Here is a 22,357-nt window from a genome sequence, read left to right on the forward strand (position 1 = left end):
TTTCCTTTCCGAAGGTCCCGACGATGCGCCCAAGCTAAAGTCATCAGGCCGGAAAACGCAATTGTCTCGTCCACCACACGACCGGACAATGTGAATTGCAGGCAAACAAACTCCCCCATACGGGTGAGCCGACGAGCACGCTCGGTCACCAAAGTCGGACGAACGTGCCAAAAACTCGCCGGTAACCTGCGATCCAGCAGGTCACGCCGTGTACACGAGCAGCGTTTACGGGATCTTGAGGCCCTTCCGGTAACCGATTTCTTGCCCTAGCCTCGCCCGTATCGCCGGGTTCGGCCGCCCTCGCCGCCGTCCCTGTCACGCGTCCCAGCGCCGGGACCCAGAAAACCCCGAGAATGCTCCCGAAAGGGTCCACCATGGCTGCCCGGAATCGTTTCCCCCCGTTTCGAATCGTCGCGCTCGCGGTCGCCGCCGCGGCGGCGACCACCATTTCCGGACCCGCCGAAGGCGCGACACCCAGCCCGCCCCCGGTTCCGCCGGCCGCGCTGCTGCCGGCCGAAGCGATCCCCGCTCCCCCCGCACCGCGTGCCGCGTTCGACGTCGCCACCGCACTGTCCACTCTGGACGCCAAGGACGACGGCGGGTGCACGGACGTAGTGCGCGGCAGGCTGCTCCGGGGCCCGGCCACCGGCCAGGGCTTCCAGACGGCGGTCCCGGGTGGGCAGGTGAGCGAACTGGTCGCGCGCACCCCGGACCCGCCCGATCTCGCCGCGTGGACCGCGAAACTCCGCCAGTGCGCGAGCGTGACCGTGGACGACCAAGACCTCCCCACCGTCTCGACGCTCACGACCGGGACCGCACCCGCCGTCCCCGGCGCGAAAACCCTTTCCTACCAGCAGGTCCTGACGCTGCCCGGCCAGCCGGCCGAGCTGCCGGGACTGCGCTTGCGCACCGTCGCCGTCGCCGCCGACGACGTGCTGGTCGTGCTCCGCGACGCCGGCACGACCGACCTCGACCTCGACACCCTGGCCGTCGCCGCGTGGCAGCACGCGGCCGCGCGGCTGGGCCGCTAGCCAAGGAGAACCCATGTCCGACGTGAACTTCCCGGCGGTGGGCGGCGGCACCCTGACCGCGTGCCTGCGGCACTGGGCGGCGACCACCCCCGACTCCCCCGCCCTGACCTTCGCCGACTTCGCCACCGACCGCGACGGGCGGCGGCGCACCCTCACCTGGCGTCAGCTGGGCGAATGCGTCGACGCCGTCGCGGGCGCCCTCCCGGTCCGGCCCGGCGACCGGGTCGCCGTGCTGTGCCCGCAGGGTCCGGACTACGTGGTCGGGTTCCTCGCCGCGATCACCGCGGGCGCGATCGCGGTGCCGCTGTTCGACCCGGGGCTGCCCGGCCACGCGGGACGGCTCGCCGCGGTGCTCGCCGACTGCGCGCCCTCGGCCGTCCTCACCACCACGCCGAGGCAGCCGGCCGTCGAAGAGTTCGTCGGGGACGTCGCGGTCGTCGCGGTGGACCGCCCCGGCCCGGTGCGGTCGTGGCCCGCTCCCGAGGCGGTTCCGGACGACGTCGCCTACCTGCAGTACACGTCGGGCTCGACCCGCACGCCGGCCGGCGTGGTGCTCACGCACGCGAACGTCCTCGCCAACGTCACCCAGGCCGTGCGCGGCCTCGGCCTCGACCCGGGCGCGTCGACCACCGTCTCGTGGCTGCCGCTGTTCCACGACATGGGACTCGTGCTCGGCCTGATCACGCCGCTGGCGCTGGGCCTGCGGTCGGTGCTGATGGACCCGCTGGCGTTCATCGAGCGGCCGGTCCGCTGGCTGGAACTGCTCGGCGACTACGCCGGCGCGTGGAGCGCCGCACCCAACTTCGCGTTCCACTACTGCGCGAGCCGGATCCGCGACGCCGAACGCGCCCGGCTGCGGCTCGGCCGCGTCACGGCGATCGTCAACGGCGCCGAGCCGATCACCCCGGCCGTCCTCGACCGCTTCCACGCCACCTTCGCGGCCGCCGGGTACACCCCGGACAAGACGCGCCCGGCGTACGGCCTCGCCGAAGCTACCGTGTTCGTCACCACCGGGCCCGCCGCCGCCCCGCGCGTCACGACGTTCGACCGCGACGCTCTCGCGACCGGCACCGCGCGCCCCGCGGCCGACGGCGTGCGGCTGGTCGCCTGCGGTGCCCCGGCCGGGCAGCTCGTCGCGCTCGTCGACCCGGAAACCGCGGTCGCGCTCCCCGACACGTCGGTCGGTGAGATCTGGGTGCACGGCCCGAACGTCGGCGAGGGCTACTGGCAGAAACCCCTGGAGAGCACGGAAACCTTCGGCGCGCGCCTGGCCGGTGACCGCGGCGACCTGCCCGAGGGGCCGTGGCTGCGGACCGGCGACCTCGGTCTCCGGCACGACGGCGAGCTCTACATCGCAGGCCGGATCAAGGACCTGATCATCGTCGACGGGCGCAACCACTACCCGCAGGACGTCGAAGCGACCGCCGCGTCGGCCGACCCCGCGATCCGGCCCGGCAGCGTCGCGGCCTTCGCGATCGAGGGCGCCGACACCGAGGCCGTCGTCGTGGTCGCGGAGCACCGCGCGCACCCCGACCTGGCCGAAGCGGCGGAACGCGCGCTGGTCACGACGGTCCGGCGGCTGGTCGCCGACGCGCACGGGCTCGCGCTGCGGGACGTGCTGCTCGTCCCGGCGGGGCGGGTGCCGCGCACGTCCAGCGGGAAGATCGCGCGTGCCGCCTGCCGTGACCGCTACCTCGCCGGTGACTACGGGAAGGCGCTGGCACGATGAGAAACCCGGACACCCTGCGCCGCTGGCTGCTCGACGCGGTCGCCGAGCACACCGGCCTGACCGCCGAACCCGACCGGCCGCTCGGCGACTACGGCCTGTCCTCCCGCCAGGCCGTCGGGATCGCCGCCGACCTCGAAGAGCTGCTCGGCACCCGGCTGCCGTCGACGCTGCTGTGGGAAAGCCCGACCATCGACCACCTGGCCCGCAGCCTCACCTCCGGCGCCGAGCCCGAACCCGTCGCGGCGGTCCGGGACCGCCGCCGGACCGACCCGATCGCCGTCGTCGGCCTCGGCTGCCGCTTCCCCGGCGCGGACGGCCTCGAGGAGTACTGGGACCTGCTGCGGACCGGGCGCGACGCCGTCCGGACCGCGCCACCCGGGCGGTGGAGCGCCGACGCCGCTCCGGTGGTGGGCGGCTTCCTCGACGACGTCGCCGGGTTCGACGCCGAGCACTTCGGCATCACCCCGCGCGAAGCGGCGACGATGGACCCGCAGCAGCGGATGCTCCTGGAAGTGACGTGGGCGGCGCTGGAGCACGCCGGGATCGCGCCGTCGTCGCTGCGCGGCAGCCGGACCGGCGTGTTCACCGGCATCGCGACGCACGACTACGGCCACCTCACGATGACCGGCGGCACCCCGGACCTGTGGACGGCGACCGGCGCGGCGGGCAGCATCGCGGCCAACCGGCTGTCGTACGTCTTCGACCTGCGCGGCCCGAGCGTGGCGGTGGACACGGCGTGCTCGTCTTCGCTGGTGGCGGTGCACCACGCGGTGCGCGCGCTGCGCGACGGCGACGCCGACCTGGCGCTGGCCGCGGGCGTCAACCTGATGCTGCTGCCGGGCCCGACGGCCGCGTTTGCCGCGGCGGGCCTGCTCGCGGCAGACGGCCGCTGCAAGACGTTCTCGGCGGCCGCGGACGGCATCGCCCGGGCCGAAGGCTGCGGCGTGGTGGTCCTCAAGCGACTGGCGGACGCCGAAGTGGACGGCGACCGCGTCCTGGCGGTGCTCCGCGCGTCGGCGGTCAATTCGGACGGCCGGTCCCACGGCCTGGCCGCCCCCAACCCGGCGGCGCAGCAGGCGATGCTGCGGGAGGCCTATCGCGGGCTGGATCCGTCCACTGTGGATTATGTGGAGGCGCACGGGACGGGGACACTGCTCGGTGACCCGATCGAGGCTCGTGCTTTGGGTGCGGTTTTGGGTTCGGGGCGGGATGCCGGGTCACCGCTGCTGATCGGGTCGGTGAAGACGAACATCGCGCACGCCGAGGCCGCAGCGGGGATCGCCGGGGTGATCAAGGTGGTGCTGGCGCTGGTGCACGGCGAAGTCCCGCCACAGCTGCACTTCGCGGCGCCGAACCCGCACATCCCGTTCGAGGAGCTGGGGTTGCGGGTGGTGAGCGAGGCGACGCCGTGGCCACGGCGCGGTGGGCGCGCGGTGGCGGGGGTGTCGGCGTTCGGGTTCGGCGGGACGAACGCACACGTGGTGCTGGAGGAGGCGACGGTTCCGGAGCCGGCACTCGGTGAGGACGGCCGGACCGGATCGCGAGCCGTCCCCGGCGGCACAAGCGAGAGCGACGGCGTCGGAGCCGGGCGGCAAGCCACCCTCGACAGCGGCGCCGGGGCCCGGACCCCGGCACAGGCCACCCGCGGCGGCGTCCAAGCCGGACGGCAAGCCACTCCCGCCGACGGCGCCGGGGCCCGAACCACGGCACAAGCCACCCGCGGCGGCGTCCAAGCCGAGCGGCAAGCCACCCCCGCCGACGGCGCCGGCGCCCGAACCACGGCACAAGCCACCCGCGGCGGCGTCCAAGCCGAGCGGCAAGCCACCCCCGCCGACGGCGCCGGCGCCCGAACCCCGGCACAAGCCACCCGCGGCGGCGTCCAAGCCGGGCCGCAACCCACTCCCGCCGACGGCGCCGGCGCCCGAACCACGGCACAAGCCACCCGCGGCGGCGTCCAAGCCGGGCCGCAACCCACTCCCGCCGACGGCGCCGGGACCCCAGCTCAAGCCACCCTCCAGCTCGGGCGTGGCGGACCGCAAACCGCTCCCGGTGGCGGTGTCGCCGGGATCCAAGCCGGACCGCAAGCCGCCCTCGGTAGCGCCGGGGTTCGGATCGCACTGCTGTCCGCCCGTACCCGGGACCGGCTTGCCGAGCGGGCCTCTCAGCTCGCGCGGTGGCTGGATTCCCCCGCCGGGCAACGAACTCACCTTGCCGATGTCACCCACACGTTGTTCCGGCGGGACGATGCCGGTCCGCACCGGGCCGCCGTTGTCGCCGGGGACCTCGGTGAGCTCGCCGTGCTCCTCCGGGAAGTCGGGGCCGGGGCCGATCCGCTGCCCGCCGGTGCCGTCGCCGGGCGGGCCGTCGGCGGGGAAGGGCCCGTGTTCGTCTTCTCCGGGCACGGTTCGCAGTGGGCCGGGATGGGCCGCGGGCTGCTCGCCGCCGAACCGGCGTTCGCCGCGCAGGTCGACAAGCTCGGTGATCCCTTCACCGAGCACACCGGGCGGTCGCTGCGTGCGCTGCTCACCGCCCGGGAACCCTTCTCCCTCACCGAAACGCAGCTGGCGATCTTCGGCACGCAGCTCGCGCTGGCCGCCCGGTGGGAGGCGCTCGGGGTCCGGCCGGCCGCTGTCGTGGGGCACTCGCTCGGGTCCGCGGCCGCCGCCGTCGTGAGCGGGGTGCTGACCGCTGATGAGGCCGTTCACCTGGTCGCGACGCGGGCACGGCTGCTCGGCACCGTCGGCGTGGGCGGGGCGATGGCCGCCGTCGAGCTGACGCCGGACGAGGTCGACCGCTACCCCGATGCCGAGCTCGCCGTCGATTCCGCGCCCGGGCAGGTGACCGTGGCCGGGGACGCGCCGGTGCTGGACGCGCTCGTCGCGGAGCTGACGGCGGCCGGGCGGAGCGCGCGCCGGCTGCCGGTGGACGTCGCCGGGCATTCACGCGGGGTCGAGCCGGTGCTGGGCGCGCTGCGCGACGCGCTCGCCGAGCTGGGCGGGCGGCGGCCGCTGGTGCCGTGGTACGACACGGTGCTGCCCGACCCGCGCGAGCTGCCGGACTTCGACGCCGGCTACTGGGCCGCGCACCTGCGGCGCCCGGTGCGGTTCCGGCAGGCCGTGACCGCGGCCGCCGCGGACGGGCACCGCGTGTTCATCGAGGTTTCCCCGCACCCGATCCTGCGCGGATCGCTGGCCCGCACGCTCGAGGCGGCCGGGACAGCGGACGCGGTGGTGACGGGCACCCTGCGCCGCGGCCAGGACGAAGTCCGCTCGTTCGGCGCGGCCGCGGCGGCGCTGTACTGCGCGGGCACGCGGATCACGCTCTCCGCCCCCGACGACGGCGCGAAGCTGACCGACGTCCCCCCGATGCCGTGGCGCCACGAACGGCATTGGTACACCGGCGAAACCACGCCGCCCGCGCCCGAGCGGCCCGTGACGACCCGAGCGGCACCGCCCTCCCACGGCACCGGCGACCGGCTCACCGAGATTGTCGCCGCCATCATGGGGATCTCCCCCGGCCGCCTCGACGCCGACGTCCCCCTCGTCGAACTCGGGCTCGACTCCCTCATGGCGAACCGGATCCGCGAAGCGCTCCGGCGTGAACTCGGTACCGACCCCGACCCCGCCGTCTTCCTCCGCGGCGCCACCCTCGCCGACCTCAACCGCGACCTCCGCCCGACCCGCGGCCGGGCCTGGGACGCCGCCGACCGGCTGGTCCTCCGCCTCTGGCACGAACACACGGGCACCGATCCCGGCGGCACGCACCTCCGCCTGACCGGCACCGCACGACCGGAGCACCTCGCCCAAGCGCTCGCCGACGGCCTCGCGACCGAACTCGGCACCCCGGTCGACCCCGCCGAACTCCTCAACCACGACTCACTGGCCGCCATCGCCGAAGTGGCGCGGGCGATCCTCGACACCCGGCAGGAAAGCCTCCTCAAACCCGGCGACGCCGGCACCGCCCCGCTCCTGCTCTTCCACCCCGGCGGCAGCACCTGCGCGGTCTACCGCCCGCTGCTGGACCGGCTGCCCGCCGGCGTGCCGTGCGCCGGGTTCGAACGCGTACCCGGGACCAGCATCGAAGAGCGCGTCGAACGGCTGCTCCCGCTCGTCCGCGCCCGCCGGCCGCACGGGCCCTACCGGCTCGCCGGGTGGTCGTTCGGCGGGGCCTTGGCCTACGGCGTCGCCGCGCGGCTCGCCGACGAGGGCGAAACCGTCGAGCTCGTCGCCCTCATCGACACCATGCTGCCGCTGCCGGAACCGGACCTCGACCCGCGGGCGTCGTCGGCGCGGCGGTTCCTGCGGTTCACCGGGTACGTCGAAGGCACCTACGGCCGCGCGGTCCGGCTCGGCCACGACGAACTCGCGTCACTGCCCGAAGAAGACCAGATCGAGCTCACCATGCGGCGGGTCGCCGAAGCCGGGTTGCTCAGCCCCGGCGTGCTGCGCCACCAACGGCAGTCCTTTTTGGACACGCTGGCGGCCGAACGCGGGACGCCGCGCCGCTACGACGGCCGGGTCGTGCTCTACCGGGCGACCGAGCCGTACGCCGCCGGGCTCGCGATGGAACCCCGGTACTCGCGCACGGACCTCGCGGCCGGGTGGGCGGAGCTGTGCCCGCGGCTGGAGATCGTGCCGGTCGCCGCGCACCACCTGTCGGTGATCGACCCGCCGCACGTCGACGTCGTCGCGCGGCACCTGGCGGGCCTGCTGTGGCCGTGACCCGCGCCTGGCCGCTGCTGGCCGTGCTCGGGGCCGGCCTGTTCCTGGTCGCGGTGGACGCGACCGTGCTGCACGTGGCGCTGCCCGACGTCGTCCGGCAGCTGCGGCCGGGCGCCGCCGCGCAGGTCTGGATCGTCGCGATCTACCCGCTCACCGCGGCGCCGCTGCTGCTGCCGTTCGGCACGCTCGGCGACCGGTACGGACGACGGCGCGTGCTCGTCACCGGCTACGCGGTGTTCGGTCTCGCGTCGCTCGGGTGCGCGGTCGCTCCGGACGTTCCGGCGCTGCTCGCCGCGCGGGCGGTGCTCGGCTGCGGCGGCGCGCTGATCATGCCGGTGACGATGTCGCTGCTGCGGGAACTGTTTCCGCAACGGCAGCAGCGGCGGGCGGCGATCGCGGTCTGCAGCGGGATCGCCGGCACCGGCTCGGTGTTCGGGCCGGTGCTCGGCGGGGTGCTCGTCGAGGCGTGGGGCTGGCGGGCGACGTTCCTGGTCAACCCGCCGGTGATCCTCCTCGCGACGGTCGCGGCGCTGCGGTGGCTGCCGCGGTCCCCGCCGGGGCGGCAGCCGTGGGACGCGCTCAGCGCGCTGCTGGCGGCCGGCGGCGTGCTCGGGCTCGCCTTCGCGGCCGGGCCGTCGGGGGGCGGCTTCGCGGCCGGGGCGGCGGGCGCTGTCCTGATCGGACTGTTCGTGCGCCGCCAGCGCCGGGCGGCGGTCCCGTTGCTGGACTTGACGTTGTTCCGGCGGCCGGGCGTGCCGGGCGCGGTCGGCGGGGTGCTGCTGGTGATGAGCACGCTGGTCGGGCTCGGGTTGCTGCTGGCCCAGTACCTCCAGGTGGTGCTCGGCCTGTCCCCGACGGCCGCCGCGGCCCGGCTGCTGCTGGTGCTCGGGGCGTCGGCGGTGGGCAGCGTGGTGGCACCCGCGCTGCTCACGCGGTTCGGCAACGCGCGGGTCCGCACGGCGGGGTTCGCGGTGACGGCGGTCGCCTTGCTCGCTCCGGCCGCCGGGGCGCTGACCTCCGCGTGGTGGCTCGGCGGCGCGCTGGTGGGCACGGGGTTCGGGATGGCGCTGGCGCTGACGTCGAGCACCGACACGTTGCTCTCGGCCGCCCCCGCGGACCGCGCGGGTGGCGCGGCGGCGGTCGAGAAGACGGGCTACGAGCTCGGCGCCGGGCTGGGCACCACGGTGTTCGGTTCCCTGGCGGCGGCGGTCTACGCGGGACGGCTGGTGGTGCCGGCCGGCGTGCCCGAAGCGGCTGCGCGGCTGGCGTCGGCGGGTCCGGCACAGGCGGAAACGGCCTCACGGGGGCTGGCGGCGGCGGACGAGCTGCTCGCGGCAGCGCGAACCGCCTGCACGGCGGGGGTGCAGGCGGCCGCCAGTGTCGCTTGTGGACTGTTCGCGCTCGCCGCGGGTGTCTCGATCCTCCGTCGGAGCAGGAAAACAAGCCCCGCCGTATAGGTCGTTATACGCTCACTGGAACCACTGGCCGGCCCCCGGACGCGACCCGACCGGGCGCGCCTCCGGGATCGGGAGCGAGCCCTGGCTCGGCGGCCAGAGTGTCACCGCCGGGACGTGGCGCAGCTGGGCCCGCAGGCTGTGCAGCGGCAGCGGGCGGCGCCGGGTCAGCAACGTCGTCGTGCGCGGGTGCAGGTCGACGAACGGGTAGGTCGCGTGCAGGGCCGCCAGGCGGTGCTCCAGACGCCGGCTGCGGTCGGTCAGCTCGTGCGGGTACACCGCCGGCTGGATGACCAGGAACTCCCCCGGCCCGAGCCGGACCGCGCGGTCGAGGGGGCGCAGGCCGTCGCGCAGGAGGTCGGCGATGTTCTGCTCCGTGTGCATGCGGATGCGGGTGCCGTGCCGCCGCTCCAGGGCGCCGGGGTCGTCGACCGCGACGAAAACCAGGCCCAGCGGCACCGTGTCGGTCGCGTCGCCGAGCCAGGACTGGATGCCCGCCAGGGTGTCGAGGCCCGTGTCCGGGTCGACGGCCGGGCCGGTCGCCGGACGCGGCTCCGCGCGGGAACGCGCCTTGTCGAGCCTGGTCGCGACATGCCGCAACGCCGCTTCGGCGCGGCTTTCGACGTCGAGCGCCGCCGGGGTTTCGACCGAGGCCAGCACCTCGCCGACCTTGCGCCGGACCGCCGGGGGCAGCCGGTCGCCCATGGCGTCGCGCAGGCGGACCACTTCGGCGTACGCCTCGTCGCGGCGCAGGCCCCAGCGACCGCGGAACAGGCGGGCCGCCTCGACCGCGGTGGCCTCCGGGTCGATCTCGTCGAGGTCCTGCGCGACGACCGAAGCGCCGAACGTCGGCGACAGCACGGCCACCGACCACTCGCGCGCCATCGGCTCGTCCGGGCGCAGCAGCACCGGGGTGACGCCGTGCGGCAGGTCGGGGCGGCCGGAGTCGACCATGCCGACCACCGTGACCGCGGCGCGCCGCGCGATCTCGGCGTACACCTCCCGCTCGCGTTCGAAGTACGGGAGCCGCTGGAACAACGCGAACACGACGGTGTCTTCGCCCGCGCCTTCGGCCAAGGCCGCGCGCTCCACCGCGTGCGACGCCGTCACGAGGGCGCGCTTGGACAGCACGCCAGCGCGCGGGTCTGCGTCGGGCATGGGGATCGCCTTCGCCGGGGAAAGGGAGACAACAACCGTAAGAGAGCCCGCCGCGCCCGGCTAGTCACCCGATGGTGCGAACTCAGAAGTGGTCGCGGTCCGCCTCCCGGGCGACGACCTCGGCCCGGTCCGCGAGCCGTTCCAGCCCGCTCAACGGCTGCCGCATCCGGTGATTTCCCTTCAACCGCGCGGCATTCCGGTCGAGGAACGCCCAGTAGCCCGCGGTGAACGGGCACGCGTCGGGCCCGGTGCGCTTCTTCGGGTCGAACACGCAACCCGGACAGTGGTCACTCATCCGGTTGATGTACGCGCCCCCGGCGGCGTACGGCTTGGTCCCGACGACCCCGCCGTCGGCGTACTGGCTCATCCCGATCACGTTGGCCGGCATCACCCAGGGGAAGCCGTCGACGAACGCCGTCGCGAACCAGCGGTTCAGCTCGGCGGGGTCGTAACCGCGCTGCAGCGCGTGGTTGCCGAGCACCATCAGGCGCTCGATGTGGTGGGCGTAGCCACGGTCGCGCACACCGGCGAGCGCGGTGCGCAGGCAGGCCGCTTCGACGGCGTCGGCGTCCAGCGAACGCCACCACTCCGGGAGCTTGCGCCGCGCCTGCAAAGCGTTGCGGCGCAGGTACTCCGGCCCGTGGTGCCAGTACAGGTGCCACACCCATTCGCGCCAGCCCAGCACCTGCCGGACGAACCCCTCGACGCTGCTCAGCGGCGCGTCGCCGGCCCGGTAGCGCTCCTCCGCCTTCCGGACGACGTCCCGCGGGTCGAGCAGCCCGAGGTTGAGCGGGACGGACAGCAGCGCGTGCGCCATCGCCCAGTCGTGGGTCAGCATCGCGTCCTGGTGCGGCCCGAACACCGGCAGCCGGTGGTCGAGGAACCGCTTCAGCGCGCGCTGGGCTTCGTCGTGCCCGACGGCGAACTGCCGCGGCCCGTCCACGCCGACCGGGTGGATCTCCCCCGCGCGCTCGGCCGCGTCGAGGTCGGCGCGGACGCGGTCGTCGATCTCGTTCTCCCGCGGGTGCCACGGCGCGGGGACGTCGAGGCGGGTGGTCTTCGGGGGCGGCTTCCGGTTGTCGTGGTCGTAGTTCCAGTGCCCGCCTTCGGGCTCGCCGTCGGCTTCGAGCAGCACGCCGAACTTCCGGCGCTGGTCGCGGTAGAAGTCCTCCATGACGAACCGGGTGCGCCCGGCGGCCCACTCCGCGAAGTCCGCTTTGGACAGCACGAACCCGGGCGTCGGCAGGATCTCCGTGACGACGCCTTCGCCGTGCAGCCTCCGGACGAAGGCGTCGGCCGCGTGCGACGTCGGTTCGTGCACGACGACCGGCCGCCCGAAGCGGCGCAAGCCGGTGCGGTAGTCGGAGGCGTCGATCAGCGTGACGCGGTCGCCGAGGTCGGCCGCGAGCCGGTGCAGCGCGGCCTGGACCAGGTGCAGCTTCTGGCGGTGGAAGGGTTTCGCGGCGAAGGCCGCGGCCGAGCGGATCACCAGGACGTCCCGGTGCCGGTGCTCGGGCGTGCCGTGGAAGTGCGGCCCGAGCTGGTCGGCGAACAGCCACAGCGCGGGCTCGTCTCGCATGCGGGGAACGCTAACCCGGTTCCGGCGGCTCCGCAGCGTACGCCCGCAGCACTTCCGTGGTGTCCCCGAGGAACCGCGCGACGACCTCGGCGTGCTCCGGCGCCAGCCCGTCGGTCAACCGGGTGACGGCGTCGACCAGCGGCGCGAGCGCGACCCGGACCTCGTCGCGGGCGGCTTCGCTGAGCACGAGCGTGATCCGCCGCCCGTCGCTGGGGTGCGGGCCGCGGCGGACGTGCCCGGCCGCTTCGAGGCGGTCGACCAGCACGGTGGCCGACGCCGAGCGGATCTTCAGCGCGTGCGCCAGGTCCACCGTGCCCATCGGCGTGCCGAAGGCGAGGTGCTGCAGCGCCTGCACGTCGGTGGCGCCCAGCCCGAGCCGGCGGGCGAGCGCCGCCTGGACGTCGTGCGCGAGCGAGAGCAGCTCGCGCAGGGCGAAGTTCACCCGAAGGGCGACCGGAACGTCTTCCACCAGGCCATTCTAGGTTAGCTAGACAATCTAGCGAGTTTTGCTACCGTGGAGCTCGTGGACGTCCGAGCGATGAATGCCGAAATGACCGCGAAGCTGATCGGTGCCCCGGCGGAACCGCCGCCCGAAGGTGGCTACGCGCTGCGGGTCGTCGAGACCCGCGGCCGCAGCTCCGGCAGCCCGCGCCGGGTACCGCTGGCCGTGGTGGCGAAGGACGGCGGGCACTACCTCGTCTCGCCGGTTCGCGACCGCGACTGGGTGGTGAACCTGCTGGCCACACCGGAGTGCGCGCTGCTGGCGGCCGGTGAGCGGGCCGAGCGCCGGGCCGAACCGGTCGGCGGCGACGAGGCCGCCCGGGTGGTCGCCACCTACCTGGCCGCGATGTCCGTGCCGTGGGCGGTCAAGGCGTTCCCGGTCCCCCAGGACGCCGGCCACGAGCAGATCCTCGAGCACGTGCCGGGGATGGCCGTGTTCCGCCTGTCCACAGTGGACCCGGCGTGAGCGTCGCGATCGCCGGCGGCGGCCCCGGCGGGCTGCTGCTCGGCTACCTGCTCGCCCGCGCCGGGATCGAGGTCACCGTGCTGGAAGCCCGGTCGGACTTCGACCGCGACTTCCGCGGCGACTCGCTGCACCCCTACACGCTCGAGCTGCTCGACCGGCTCGGGCTCGCCGCGGACCTGCTGGACCTCGACCACTTCAAGGCGCGTTCGTTCCGCTTCCACACCCCGGCCGGGGTCTACAGCTGCGCCGACTACGACCGCCTCCGCACGCCGTTCGGCTACGTCGCGCTGATGCCGCAGGTGCGGTTCCTCGACTTCCTCGCCGAGCGGGCGAACGCGCTGCCGACGTTCCACCTGCGCACGAACGCCAAGGTCACCGGCCTGATCGAGGACGACGACGGGACGGTCACCGGCGTCCGCTTCCGCGGCGGCGAGCTGACGACGTCGCTCGTCGTCGGCGCCGACGGCCGGTTCTCCACCGTGCGGCGCCTGGCCGGGCTCGAGGCCCGCCCGCTCGGCGCCACCACCGACCTGCTCTGGTTCCGGCTCCCGCGCTCCCCCGGCGACCCGCCCGACGCGGACCTCGACCTCTACTTCGGGCGCGACGCCTACGTCGGCGTCCTCGGCGGCGTCCGCGACTGGCAGGTCGGCTACAGCATCGAGAAGGGCGCGTACCCGGCGTTGCGCGAACGCGGGGTCGAGCCGATCCGCGCCTTCGTGCGCGAGCGCGTACCGTGGCTGGCCGACCGGGCGCACCTGCTCACCGGCTTCTCGCAGACGACGCTGCTGTCGGTGGACATCTCCCGCGTCGAGCGCTGGCACCGGCCCGGCCTGCTGCTGCTCGGCGACGCCGCGCACGTCATCTCCCCGGTCGGCGGCAACGGCATCCTGATGGCGGTGCAGGACGCCGTCGCCGCGGCGAACCGGCTGGTCCCCGCCCTGCGGCGGGGCACGGTCACCAACGAAGACCTCGCGGCCGTGCAGGCCGCCCGGATCCGCGCGATCGAGCGGGTGCAGGCCGATCAGGTACGGGTGGAGAAGCGGGCCGCCGCGGCGCGGGCCCGCGGCCGGGGCACCGCGCCGCCGTCACTGCTCAAGTACCTGTTCGCGATCCCGGCGCTGCGCACCCGCGGGGCCCGCGGCAACGCCTACGGCCCGTTCCCGCCTCAGCTGGACGAATCCCTCTTCGCGTCGTAGGAGGTCCAGCCGCCCTCCCCTTCGGCCGCTTCGACGTCGGCGTCGGAACTGGCGGCGTGCGTCATGGCGGCGATCGTGCGCTCGAGGCCCTGCTGGACCTCGCCGCCCTCGGCCTCGCGGACGCTGTGCAGCGTCACGGTGATCTGCGAGGACGCCGGGCCGTCGTCGTCGATCCGCAGCTCGCCGTGGTAGTCGTCGGGGCCTTCCGCGCCCCACTTGAGCGACCGGGTGCCCGGGTCGGTGTGCAGCCAGGCCTCGCTCGCGACGCGCTTGCCGTGCACCTCGGCTTCGACGTGCACGCTGTCGCCGCCCTTCGGCTCGGCCACCTTCATCTCCGGGAAGTACCGGGGCAGGTTCTCCGGGTGGCTCAGGAACGCGAACAGCTCGTCGGCGGGGATGTCGGCGGTCGCGGTGTGGCGGTACTCGCTCATCGGGGTCACCTTTCGTCGGTTCGCCGGTTACCCCCGAAGCCGTGCATTAAAAGGCCCCGCACGGGGAACCTGAGGGACATGACGGCCACCGAACCCGAAACCCGGCGCGGACCCGCCCCCGTCCAGGGCATGGGCATGCTGATCGGGTTGCTCTTCCTCGTGCTCGCCGCGCTCGAGCTGATGTCGGGCGTCACCGACGGCGGTGGTCCGCACGAGCTGTTCGGGGTGTTCTCCGTGTCGGGGCTGTGGGCGCTCCTGCACCTGCTGACCGGCGCCGTCGCGGTGTTCTGCACCCGCTCCTCGCGCCTGGCCGCCCGGTTCCTGGTCGCCGCGGGAGGGGTCTACGCCGTGGTCGGCCTGGTCTTGCTGCTCCCGCTGCCGCAGGCGATCACCGACGCGCTGCCGATGAACACCGCCGGGCTCTGCCTGGTGCTCGGCCTCGGTACGGCGATGCTCATCCTGGGAGCGGGCTGGCTGCAGCGCGGGCCGGGACGGCGCCGCTGAGGTCGTCGGCCTGCCTCGGGAACCGCACCAGCACCGCCGTGACCAGCACCGCGAGCCCGAACAGGACGTAGCCGTTGCCGGTGAGCTGCTGGAGGAAGTCCCAGTGGCGCTCGACTTCGCCGCCGCGCGGCCACCACCACTGCGGTCCCGCGACGAACAACACCACGCCGACGCCCGCCAGGGCCGCGATCCCGCGCCGCCGCGTGCGGCGGGCCAGCTCCGCCCAGCCGAACAGCACGACCACGGCCCACACCCAGTGGTGCGTCCAGGAGATCGGCGAAACCAGCAGCCCGCCGAGGGCGTTCAGGCCGAGCGCGATCGTCGTCTCCCCCGCGGCCAGCGCGCGCTGCACGCCCAGCGCGGTCAGCACGAGCACGACCGCCACCAGGGGCAGCCACCACGCCGTCCGCGCGTCCGCCGGTACCCCGGCCCGGGCGAGCAGGCCGAGCAGCGACTGGTCGCCGGCGTAAGTCGGCTCGCCGACGCGGCCGGTGTCCCACAGCGCGCCGGTCCAGTACCGCACCGAATCCGCGCCGGCCAGCAGGAAGCCCAGCGCCGTCGCGGCCAGGAAGGTCACGCCGGCGGTGATCGCCGCCCGGGTGTCGCGGCGGAGCAGCAGGTACAGCAGGAACACCGCCGGCGTCAGCTTGATCGCGGCGGCGAGGCCGATCAGCAGGCCCCGCGGCCATTTCGGCGCGGCCACGAGGACGTCGAGGGCGACGAGCGCGAGCAGCAGCAGGTCGATCTGGCCCGCGTACAGCGTCCGCAGCACCGGCTCGAGCGCCTCGGCGCCCAGCAGGACCGCGGCCACCCGCCACCGGTCGCACCGCTTCCCGAGCGCGCGCAGCACCGCCCGCAGCACCAGCGCCAGCACCCCGAGCGTCAGCAGCGTGAGGGCGAGGCAGGCCGCCCAGTACGGCAGGACCGCCAGCGGCGCGAGCAGGATCGCGGCGAACGGCGGGTAGGTGAAGAGCAGGGACTGGCCGTCGCCGGTGGGCGGCAGCGTGCCGTACAGGTCGTGGCCGTGCAGCAGCGCCGCCGAGCCGAGCCGGTAGACGTCCAGGTCGACGCGGTAGGCCGGGAACCGCCACCGGCCGTCGTTGTAGGACACCAGCAGTGCCGCCAGGACCAGGACCTGCGCGCCCGCCAGTAGGTGTTTCCCCCGCATCCCCAGCATTCTGTCGGGTCACCGCGCGGGCGCCATCCGGGTATCCCCCGGACCGGACCCGGGGAAAACCGGTTGCCCGCCGTGCCACCCTGGGCGGATGGGGACCCCGGAAGGCTTCGCGCACCGCGCCGACGAGCACGGCGTCGTGACGATCACGCACCACGGCCGTCCCGCGGGCACCCTCCGCGGCGCCGCGGCGACCCGGTTCCTGGCCGCGATCGCGCGCGGCGACGACCCGCAGCTGCTGATGGCCCGCGTGACCGGCAACTACAAGCACGGCAACGAACGGCGCGCCCGCGAGCACCCGCGCAACCGCGGCCGGTGACTTTCTCGCCCGTTCGGGTCAAGCGGCAGGACTGGATGGGTTAGCATCTGCCCCCGTGCCGAGTTCGCCAAAAATTCACGCCAATCCCAACGTCGGCTTCGCGTGGCTGAGGATGATCGGCGCGATCACCGTCATCGTCGACCACAGCATGCCGCTGCTGCACCCGCAGCGGCTGACGATCTTCCCCGCGTCGTGGCACATGTCGCCGGGGTACATCGCGCTGATGGGGTTCTTCGCGATGAGCGGCTACCAGATCCAGGACAGCTGGACGCGCGACCCGTCGTGGTGGCGCTTCTCGGCGCGGCGGCTGCTGCGGATCATGCCGCCGCTGGTCGTGGTGCTGCTGGTGACGGTGTTCGTGATCGGCCCGCTGGTGACGACGTGGCCCGCGCACGACTACTGGACGCACATCCAGACGTGGCGCTACCTGGTCGGCACGACGGTGCTGTTCTACATGCAGCACGACCTGCCCGGCGTGTTCGCGGGCAACCCGTACCCGTTCTCGGTCAACGGCGCGATCTGGACGCTGCCGATGGAACTGCTCGGCTACGCGCTCGTCCTCGTCGTCGGCGTGGCCGTGCTGATCGGCCTGCCGCGGCTGGTCCTGTTCCTCGTCCTCGGCGGCATGGTCTACACGGACACGGTGCTGCACGCGACGTTCGAGCAGCACGGCCTCGGCGGCTCGCTCCTGGTCGTCCCGATCGGCTCGACGGTGTCGTTCCTGGTCCCGTTCGTGATCGGGATGGTGCTGCACGCCTACCGCGACCGGATCCCGCTCAAACCGTGGGTGGCGCTGGTGCTGTTCGGCGCGTACCTGGCGCTGAGCCAGACCCCGGCGAGCCGCTACCTGCTGGCAGTGAGCGCGGCGTACGGGGCGATCACCCTGGCAATGCACTGGCCGCGGCGGCTGGAGGCGGCCGGGCCGTGGGTCTACGGCAGTTACGGCACGTACATCTGGGGCTTCCCGATCCAGCAGCTGTTCATCCTCGCGGGCGTGCGGCAGGTGTGGCTGCTGATCCTGCTGGCGGTGCCGTCGGCTTACCTGGTGGGGCAGCTGTCGTGGAACTACGTGGAGAAGCCTACGCAGAAGCTGCGCCGGCATTTGAAGACGCCGGCCCCGGTGCGGCGTCCGGTGGCGGCGCCCCCGCAGATCCCCGCCACGGCGGCCGCGCCGCTGCGGAGGTCTTGAGTTTCTTCGGCGAGCCGGGTGTGGTGCGCCGCGAATGACCCATTGGGGACGTCGGAGGTCGCTTGAGTCATTCGCGACGTCCCGCCGGCCCGACCGCCCGACCCTGCGGAGACCTTGAGCCCTCCGGCGGCATCGGGTTCCCCGCCCGGCCCGGCCAGCGATCCCGCGGAGATCGCCGCTCCCCCACCAGCCTCGAGTGCGCCACCCGGCCCCGCAGAGACATTGAGCTCCCCGGCGGTGCCGAATGCGGCGCGTCCCGAATGCCCCATTGGGGACGCCAGAGGCCGCCAATGAGTCATTCGCGACCTCGCCCCGCCCGCCGGAGATCTTGAGTTCCGCGCTCGGCCTTCGGCATGCTGGCGACGTGACCTACGACGTGCAGAGCATCCGCAAGCACTTCCCCGCGCTCGCCGACGGCGCCGCCGCCCACTTCGACGGGCCCGGCGGTTCGCAAGTCCCCGATGTCGTCGGGGAGGCGGTCGCCCGCACGTTGTGCGCCGCGATCGCCAACCGCGGGGTCGTCACCGCCGCCGAGCGACGGGCCGGTGCGGTCGTCACCGAGGCTCGGCAGGCCGCCGCCGATCTGCTTGCCGCCGAGCCGGGCGGGGTCGTCTTCGGGCGCAGCATGACCCAGCTGACCTACGACTTCTCCCGCGCGCTGGCCAAGGACTGGGGCGACGGCGACGAAATCGTCGTCACCCGTCTCGACCACGACGCCAACATCCGGCCGTGGGTCCAGGCCGCGGCGGCCGCCGGTGCGACCGTCCGGTGGGCGGACTTCGACGCCGCCACCGGCGAACTCGCCACCGGGGCGATCACCGCTCTCCTTTCGGAGCGCACCAGGCTGGTCGCGGTCACGGCGGCGTCGAACCTGCTCGGCACGCGGCCGGACGTCCCCGCGATCGCCGCGGCGGTGCACGACGCCGGCGCGCTGCTGTACGTCGACGGCGTCCACCTGACCCCGCACGCGGCCGTCGACGTCACGGCGCTCGGCGCGGACTTCTACGCGTGCTCGCCGTACAAGTTCCTCGGCCCGCACCTCGGACTGGTCGCGGCGGCGCCGTCGCTGCTCGAGACCCTGCACCCGGACAAGCTGCTGCCCTCGACCGACGCCGTCCCGGAGCGCTTCGAGCTGGGGACGCTGCCCTACGAACTCCTCGCGGGCACCACGGCGGCCATCGACTTCCTCGCCGGGCTCGTGCCCGGAACGGGCGACCGCCGGTCGCGGCTGCTCGCGTCGCTGGAAGCCTTGGAGGAGCACGAAAACGCGCTGCTCGCCCGGCTCGACGAGGGCCTGGCCGCGATCCCCGGCGTGACCCGGTACGGGGCACCCGGACGCCACCGCACCCCGACGACCCTGTTCTCGGTCGACGGGGTGCGGTCGCAGGCGGTGTACGAGCACCTCGGCTCGCAGGGGGTCAACGCCCCGGCCAGCAGCTTCTACGCGATCGAGTGCTCGCGGCACCTCGGGCTGGGTGACACCGGCGCCGTCCGGGCCGGGATCGCGCCCTACACCACGGAGGGCGACGTCGACCGGCTGCTCGCCGGGCTGGCGTCGCTCCCCCGCTGACTCGCGGGCTTACCTGGGGTCCTGGTCCAGCTGGGTGGCCTTCACCGCGTTGCCGACCTGGGTGCAGTCGTCCGTCGTGATGCCGGCGGTGCCCGCCTTCGCGAGCGCCTCGCACGAGGAGTTCAGCGCCTCGCCGACGTCCTTGAAGGTCGCGCTCTGGGTGAGCGTGTTCTCGACGCCCCACCAGACCTGGACGGCCTTGTCGAGGCCGAGGCCGCGAACGGTCTGCCCGTTGAACGTGTCGCCGTCGGTGATCAGGTAGTCGGCCTTGTTCACGACGCCGTCGTTGATGTGCTCGTCCGGGTTGTTCGTGTCCCAGCCCGGGCCGTTGACCATGTCCGGCTGCGGGGACAGCGACGAGCGCGGGTCCTTCATGTTCCGGATCGCGCCGAGCGACGAGCCCGCGCCGAGCAGCCAGCGGTTGCCGCCGGTGTCGTTGGGGTCGTTCGACGTGATGCCGATGAACTTGCCGAAGACGTCCGACAGTCCCTCGTTGATCGAGTCGGCCTGGCCGCCGCTGAGCCCGGACGTGTGCTGCGTGACGCCGTGGGTGAGCTCGTGGCCGGTGATGTCGTCGGTGGTGACGCCCTCGCCGAAGGCCATCTGCTCGCCGTCCCAGAAGGCGTTGGCGAACGGGCATTCGCCGTCGACGCAGATCCGGACGGTGCCGCGCAGCGCCTGGCCGGTGCCGTCGGAGTAGTCCGCGCCGATCAGCTTCGTGAGGTCGACGTTGACGTACTTCTGGTAGAAGTCCGACGCCTGCCCGAAGAAGGTGTAGACGCTGTTGACGTCCGCGACGCCCGACTCGGCGCCGCCTTCCTTGCGGGTGACGTCGAAGGCGGTGCCGCAGCGGACCGAGTCGCTGCTGCCGCTGACCACCTTGTGGTTCGCGTCGCAGACGTCGCGGTTGGCCTCGCGGACCTCCGACCACGACGTGACGACGTCCCGCGTGCCGGCCTTGACGACCTCGGTCCACTTGTCGTCGAGCTTCTTGCCGTGCACGGTGACCTGGTAGGTCGGCACCGCGACGCCGTCGCCCTTCGCGCCGCCGAGGGTGGCGTCGTACCAGTACGCGCGGGGCGCGTCGGCCTTCAGCGTGTTCGCGGCCAGCCCGGTGCGCTTGGCGACGTCCGCGATGGCGGCGTCGGTGGCCCCCGCGGCGCTCGCCGGGAAGGACCCGGTGGTCTTCTTCGTGGTGCGGCCGTGCGTGGCGAGCACCGAGCCCGCCTTGTCGCGGACCTGGATCAGCTGGCCGCCGAACACCGGCACCCCGCCGATCTCCTGCTGGGACCGCAGCACGCTGCCGAACGGCATCGCGAGGGGGTTCAGCGCGTGCATCGACGGCTGGGCGATGGTCGCGTAGGCGGGCGAACCCGTCGTGAGCAGCGACACCGCGACGACGGTCGCGCTCACCGCCGCCGTCCCTGCGATGACCCGTTTGCGTGACACCCGGTACACCTCCGTGGAAGCTTGATCACCTGACGTGAAGTCCGAGCAGGTTCACATGCCCCGAAGGGGTCGCACACCGGTCGAAAGTAGGTAACTGACCAAGTCCAGCCGAGTTTCCGGTGGTTAATCACCGACAATTCGGACGATCAGGAAGCAGCGGCGTCAGGGCCTGGCCGGTGGTGACGCGGGCGGGGCCACCACCCGCAGCTGCAGCATCGCCGCGAACCGGGCCTCCGGGTCCGTCATGTCGAACCCGCCCACTTCCGCCAGCCGCCGCAGGCGGTACCGGAACGTGTTGGGGTGCACGTGGACCGCGGCCGACGCGGCGATCACGTCGCCGAACGCGTCGAGCCAGGCCCGCAGCGTCTCGACCAGGTGCGCGTGGTGCTGCTCGTCGTACTCGATCAGCCGCGCGACCGGCCCGGTCGGGCGGTCGCCGCGGACGGCGACCAGGTCCTGCAGCTCCAGCAGCAACGCCTCGACGTGGACGTCGGCCAGCAACGCCACCCGGCGGCCCGCGCGGCTGCCCGACCGCAGCACCCGCAGCGCGCGGTCCGCGCTCGCACGGGCTTCCGGGAGTTCGGCCGCACTGCGCGCCACCGGACCGATGCCGACCACCGCCCGGACGCGTTCGCCCACCCGGTCCAGGAAGTCCTTCGCGATCCGGAGGGCGCGCCGCTCGCCGTCGGCGTCGCGGGTCACCGGGACCAGGCCGTACGCGGTGTCGCCGACCAGGGCCGCCGCGCAGCGCGGGTGCACCGCGCTCAGGTGCATCGCCAGGCCGTCGGCCAGCCGCTGCCGCTCGGTCGCGATTTCGGCGTCCTCGGCGCCGTTCTCCGACACCGCCAGCGCCAGCACGACGACCGGCTGGTCGGCCAGCCCCAGCCGGCTCAGCGCCTCGCGCGCGGCGGCCCCGCCCTCCAGTGCCGTGCTGAGCAGGTCCGCGCGCAGCCGCCGTTCGACGTCGGCGCCCGCCCGCACGCGCAGCAAGTGCAGCGCCACCAGGCGGGCCGCGTCGCAGAGGGCCTGGGTGCGGTCGGGCGTCAGCGGTTCGCGCACGGCGGCCCAGATCGAGCCGAGGATCTCGTCACCCGCCCGCACCGCGACCGCCACCCGCGGGATCATGAAGCCGTCGGGGCTTTCCGCCGGCCGGTCGACGAACACCGGCTGGTCGCTGCGGTAGAGCTCGCGGAACACCCCGCGGTCGGCCAGCATCCGCGAGAACCGCTCCGGCACCTGCCGCCCCAGGATGGTCTCGACCCGCGACGGGTCGGCTTCGTCCTGGTGACCGGAGAACGCGAGCACGCGCGAGCGGCGGTCCTCGATCGTCACCGGCGCGTCGATGAGCGCCCCGATCGCGTTGGCCACCGCGAAGAGGTCACCCGACGGCAGCCCGGCCAGCGTCTCCGGTTCGGCGTCGCCGACGTCGCCCTCGGCCAGCAGCGACCGCAGCATCGCGGCGAGCTGGGCCCAGGACGCACCGCGCGCCAGGCCCAGCAGGGCGACGCCGGTCTCCTCGACGGCGGCGGTGATCGCCGCGGTGACCGTGACCGGGGCGCGCAGCACGAGCCCGGCCGCGTCGTGGCGCGCCAGCGAGCGCAGCTGCCGCACGACTTCGCCGGGCTCGGCCAGCCCGACCCCGAGCACCAGGGCGTGCTGCGGCAGCGCGGGTTCGTCGAGCGGGTCGTGGATGGCGACGCCGCCGATGCCGCCCGGGCGGTCGGGGTCGCCGAGGACCAGGTCCAGGAGGGTGCCGCCCAGGTCGTCGAGGACGCGGCCGAGGCTGGCGTGCGGGCGCAGGTTCACCGAAACGAGCACCTCCCGAAGCTAGGCGGGACGGCGCCAGCCTAGTTCGTCGGAGGGCACGAAATCAGCACCCGTTTTCG

The 22,357-nt window shown here is 73.9% G+C and carries 17 protein-coding genes; 10 read left to right on the top strand and 7 right to left on the bottom strand.

Annotated features, from left to right (window positions below; translation table 11 throughout):
* Nucleotides 1-374: 374 nt before the first annotated feature.
* The 4 genes from MUY14_RS14940 to MUY14_RS14955 are packed head-to-tail and all read left to right on the top strand — an operon-like array spanning nucleotide 375 to nucleotide 8,938.
* The gene (locus MUY14_RS14940) at nucleotides 375-1,031 is read left to right on the top strand and encodes a hypothetical protein (RefSeq protein WP_247023605.1); all 657 of its coding nucleotides are present in this window, start codon (nucleotides 375-377) and stop codon (nucleotides 1,029-1,031) included.
* A 13-nt stretch (nucleotides 1,032-1,044) separates the two neighbouring features.
* Nucleotides 1,045-2,760 carry a fatty acyl-AMP ligase gene (locus MUY14_RS14945; RefSeq protein ID WP_247023606.1) on the top strand — a complete coding sequence of 572 codons (1,716 nt, stop codon included), beginning with the start codon at nucleotides 1,045-1,047 and terminating at the stop codon, nucleotides 2,758-2,760.
* Nucleotides 2,757-7,481 carry a type I polyketide synthase gene (locus MUY14_RS14950; RefSeq protein ID WP_247023607.1) on the top strand — a complete coding sequence of 1,575 codons (4,725 nt, stop codon included), beginning with the start codon at nucleotides 2,757-2,759 and terminating at the stop codon, nucleotides 7,479-7,481. Before MUY14_RS14945 ends, MUY14_RS14950 begins: the two co-directional genes overlap by 4 nt.
* Nucleotides 7,472-8,938: an MFS transporter gene (locus tag MUY14_RS14955; protein WP_315863272.1), complete on the top strand. Its 1,467-nt coding sequence runs from the start codon at nucleotides 7,472-7,474 to the stop codon at nucleotides 8,936-8,938. The genes MUY14_RS14950 and MUY14_RS14955 overlap by 10 nt, the downstream gene beginning before the upstream one ends.
* Nucleotides 8,939-8,950: 12 nt before the next feature.
* Here MUY14_RS14955 and MUY14_RS14960 read toward each other — a convergent pair whose 3' ends face one another.
* The 3 genes from MUY14_RS14960 to MUY14_RS14970 all read right to left on the bottom strand — a co-directional run bounded on the left by MUY14_RS14960 (nucleotide 8,951) and on the right by MUY14_RS14970 (nucleotide 12,141).
* A complete protein-coding gene (locus tag MUY14_RS14960) occupies nucleotides 8,951-10,093 on the bottom strand; it encodes a DICT sensory domain-containing protein (protein ID WP_247023609.1) in 1,143 nt (380 codons plus the stop codon).
* Nucleotides 10,094-10,175: 82 nt separating this feature from the next.
* Nucleotides 10,176-11,672 carry a cryptochrome/photolyase family protein gene (locus tag MUY14_RS14965; protein ID WP_247023610.1) on the bottom strand — a complete coding sequence of 499 codons (1,497 nt, stop codon included), beginning with the start codon at nucleotides 11,670-11,672 and terminating at the stop codon, nucleotides 10,176-10,178.
* A gap of 10 nt (nucleotides 11,673-11,682) precedes the next feature.
* Nucleotides 11,683-12,141, bottom strand: coding sequence for a MarR family winged helix-turn-helix transcriptional regulator (locus MUY14_RS14970; RefSeq protein ID WP_247023611.1), 459 nt, complete (start codon nucleotides 12,139-12,141; stop codon nucleotides 11,683-11,685).
* 81 nt (nucleotides 12,142-12,222) lie between these two features.
* Here MUY14_RS14970 and MUY14_RS14975 point away from each other — a divergent pair, with 81 nt between their 5' ends.
* Nucleotides 12,223-12,639, top strand: coding sequence for a nitroreductase family deazaflavin-dependent oxidoreductase (locus MUY14_RS14975; protein WP_247023612.1), 417 nt, complete (start codon nucleotides 12,223-12,225; stop codon nucleotides 12,637-12,639).
* Nucleotides 12,636-13,835 carry an FAD-dependent oxidoreductase gene (locus MUY14_RS14980; protein ID WP_247023613.1) on the top strand — a complete coding sequence of 400 codons (1,200 nt, stop codon included), beginning with the start codon at nucleotides 12,636-12,638 and terminating at the stop codon, nucleotides 13,833-13,835. Before MUY14_RS14975 ends, MUY14_RS14980 begins: the two co-directional genes overlap by 4 nt.
* On the opposite strand, the gene MUY14_RS14985 is transcribed toward MUY14_RS14980, so the two are convergent.
* Nucleotides 13,805-14,266: an SRPBCC family protein gene (locus MUY14_RS14985; protein WP_247023614.1), complete on the bottom strand. Its 462-nt coding sequence runs from the start codon at nucleotides 14,264-14,266 to the stop codon at nucleotides 13,805-13,807. The two genes, MUY14_RS14980 and MUY14_RS14985, sit on opposite strands and share 31 nt — an antisense overlap.
* 78 nt (nucleotides 14,267-14,344) lie before the next feature.
* On the opposite strand from MUY14_RS14985, the gene MUY14_RS14990 reads away from it, so the two are divergent.
* Entirely contained in the window at nucleotides 14,345-14,770 is a 426-nt protein-coding gene (locus tag MUY14_RS14990; protein WP_247023615.1) for a DUF4383 domain-containing protein, read from the top strand.
* Here the strand turns inward: MUY14_RS14990 and MUY14_RS14995 are convergent.
* Nucleotides 14,721-15,938, bottom strand: a complete 1,218-nt coding sequence (locus MUY14_RS14995) for a glycosyltransferase 87 family protein (RefSeq protein WP_247023616.1) — start codon at nucleotides 15,936-15,938, stop codon at nucleotides 14,721-14,723. The genes MUY14_RS14990 and MUY14_RS14995 overlap by 50 nt on opposite strands.
* 97 nt (nucleotides 15,939-16,035) lie before the next feature.
* On the opposite strand from MUY14_RS14995, the gene MUY14_RS15000 reads away from it, so the two are divergent.
* The 3 genes from MUY14_RS15000 (at nucleotide 16,036) to MUY14_RS15010 (ending at nucleotide 19,022) form a co-directional block, all read left to right on the top strand.
* Complete coding sequence (locus tag MUY14_RS15000; RefSeq protein WP_247023617.1) at nucleotides 16,036-16,263, top strand: hypothetical protein; 228 nt, start codon at nucleotides 16,036-16,038, stop codon at nucleotides 16,261-16,263.
* A 55-nt stretch (nucleotides 16,264-16,318) separates the two neighbouring features.
* The gene (locus MUY14_RS15005; RefSeq protein ID WP_247023618.1) at nucleotides 16,319-17,452 is read left to right on the top strand and encodes an acyltransferase; all 1,134 of its coding nucleotides are present in this window, start codon (nucleotides 16,319-16,321) and stop codon (nucleotides 17,450-17,452) included.
* A 364-nt stretch (nucleotides 17,453-17,816) separates the two neighbouring features.
* Entirely contained in the window at nucleotides 17,817-19,022 is a 1,206-nt protein-coding gene (locus tag MUY14_RS15010) for a cysteine desulfurase-like protein (RefSeq protein ID WP_247023619.1), read from the top strand.
* 9 nt (nucleotides 19,023-19,031) lie between these two features.
* Here the strand turns inward: MUY14_RS15010 and MUY14_RS15015 are convergent, their stop codons facing one another.
* Entirely contained in the window at nucleotides 19,032-20,471 is a 1,440-nt protein-coding gene (locus MUY14_RS15015) for a M4 family metallopeptidase (protein ID WP_247023620.1), read from the bottom strand.
* A gap of 162 nt (nucleotides 20,472-20,633) precedes the next feature.
* Nucleotides 20,634-22,289: a CdaR family transcriptional regulator gene (locus tag MUY14_RS15020; protein ID WP_247023621.1), complete on the bottom strand. Its 1,656-nt coding sequence runs from the start codon at nucleotides 22,287-22,289 to the stop codon at nucleotides 20,634-20,636.
* Nucleotides 22,290-22,357 lie beyond the last annotated feature (68 nt).

The organism is Amycolatopsis sp. FBCC-B4732 (assembly GCF_023008405.1).
Lineage (GTDB): Bacteria > Actinomycetota > Actinomycetes > Mycobacteriales > Pseudonocardiaceae > Amycolatopsis > Amycolatopsis pretoriensis_A.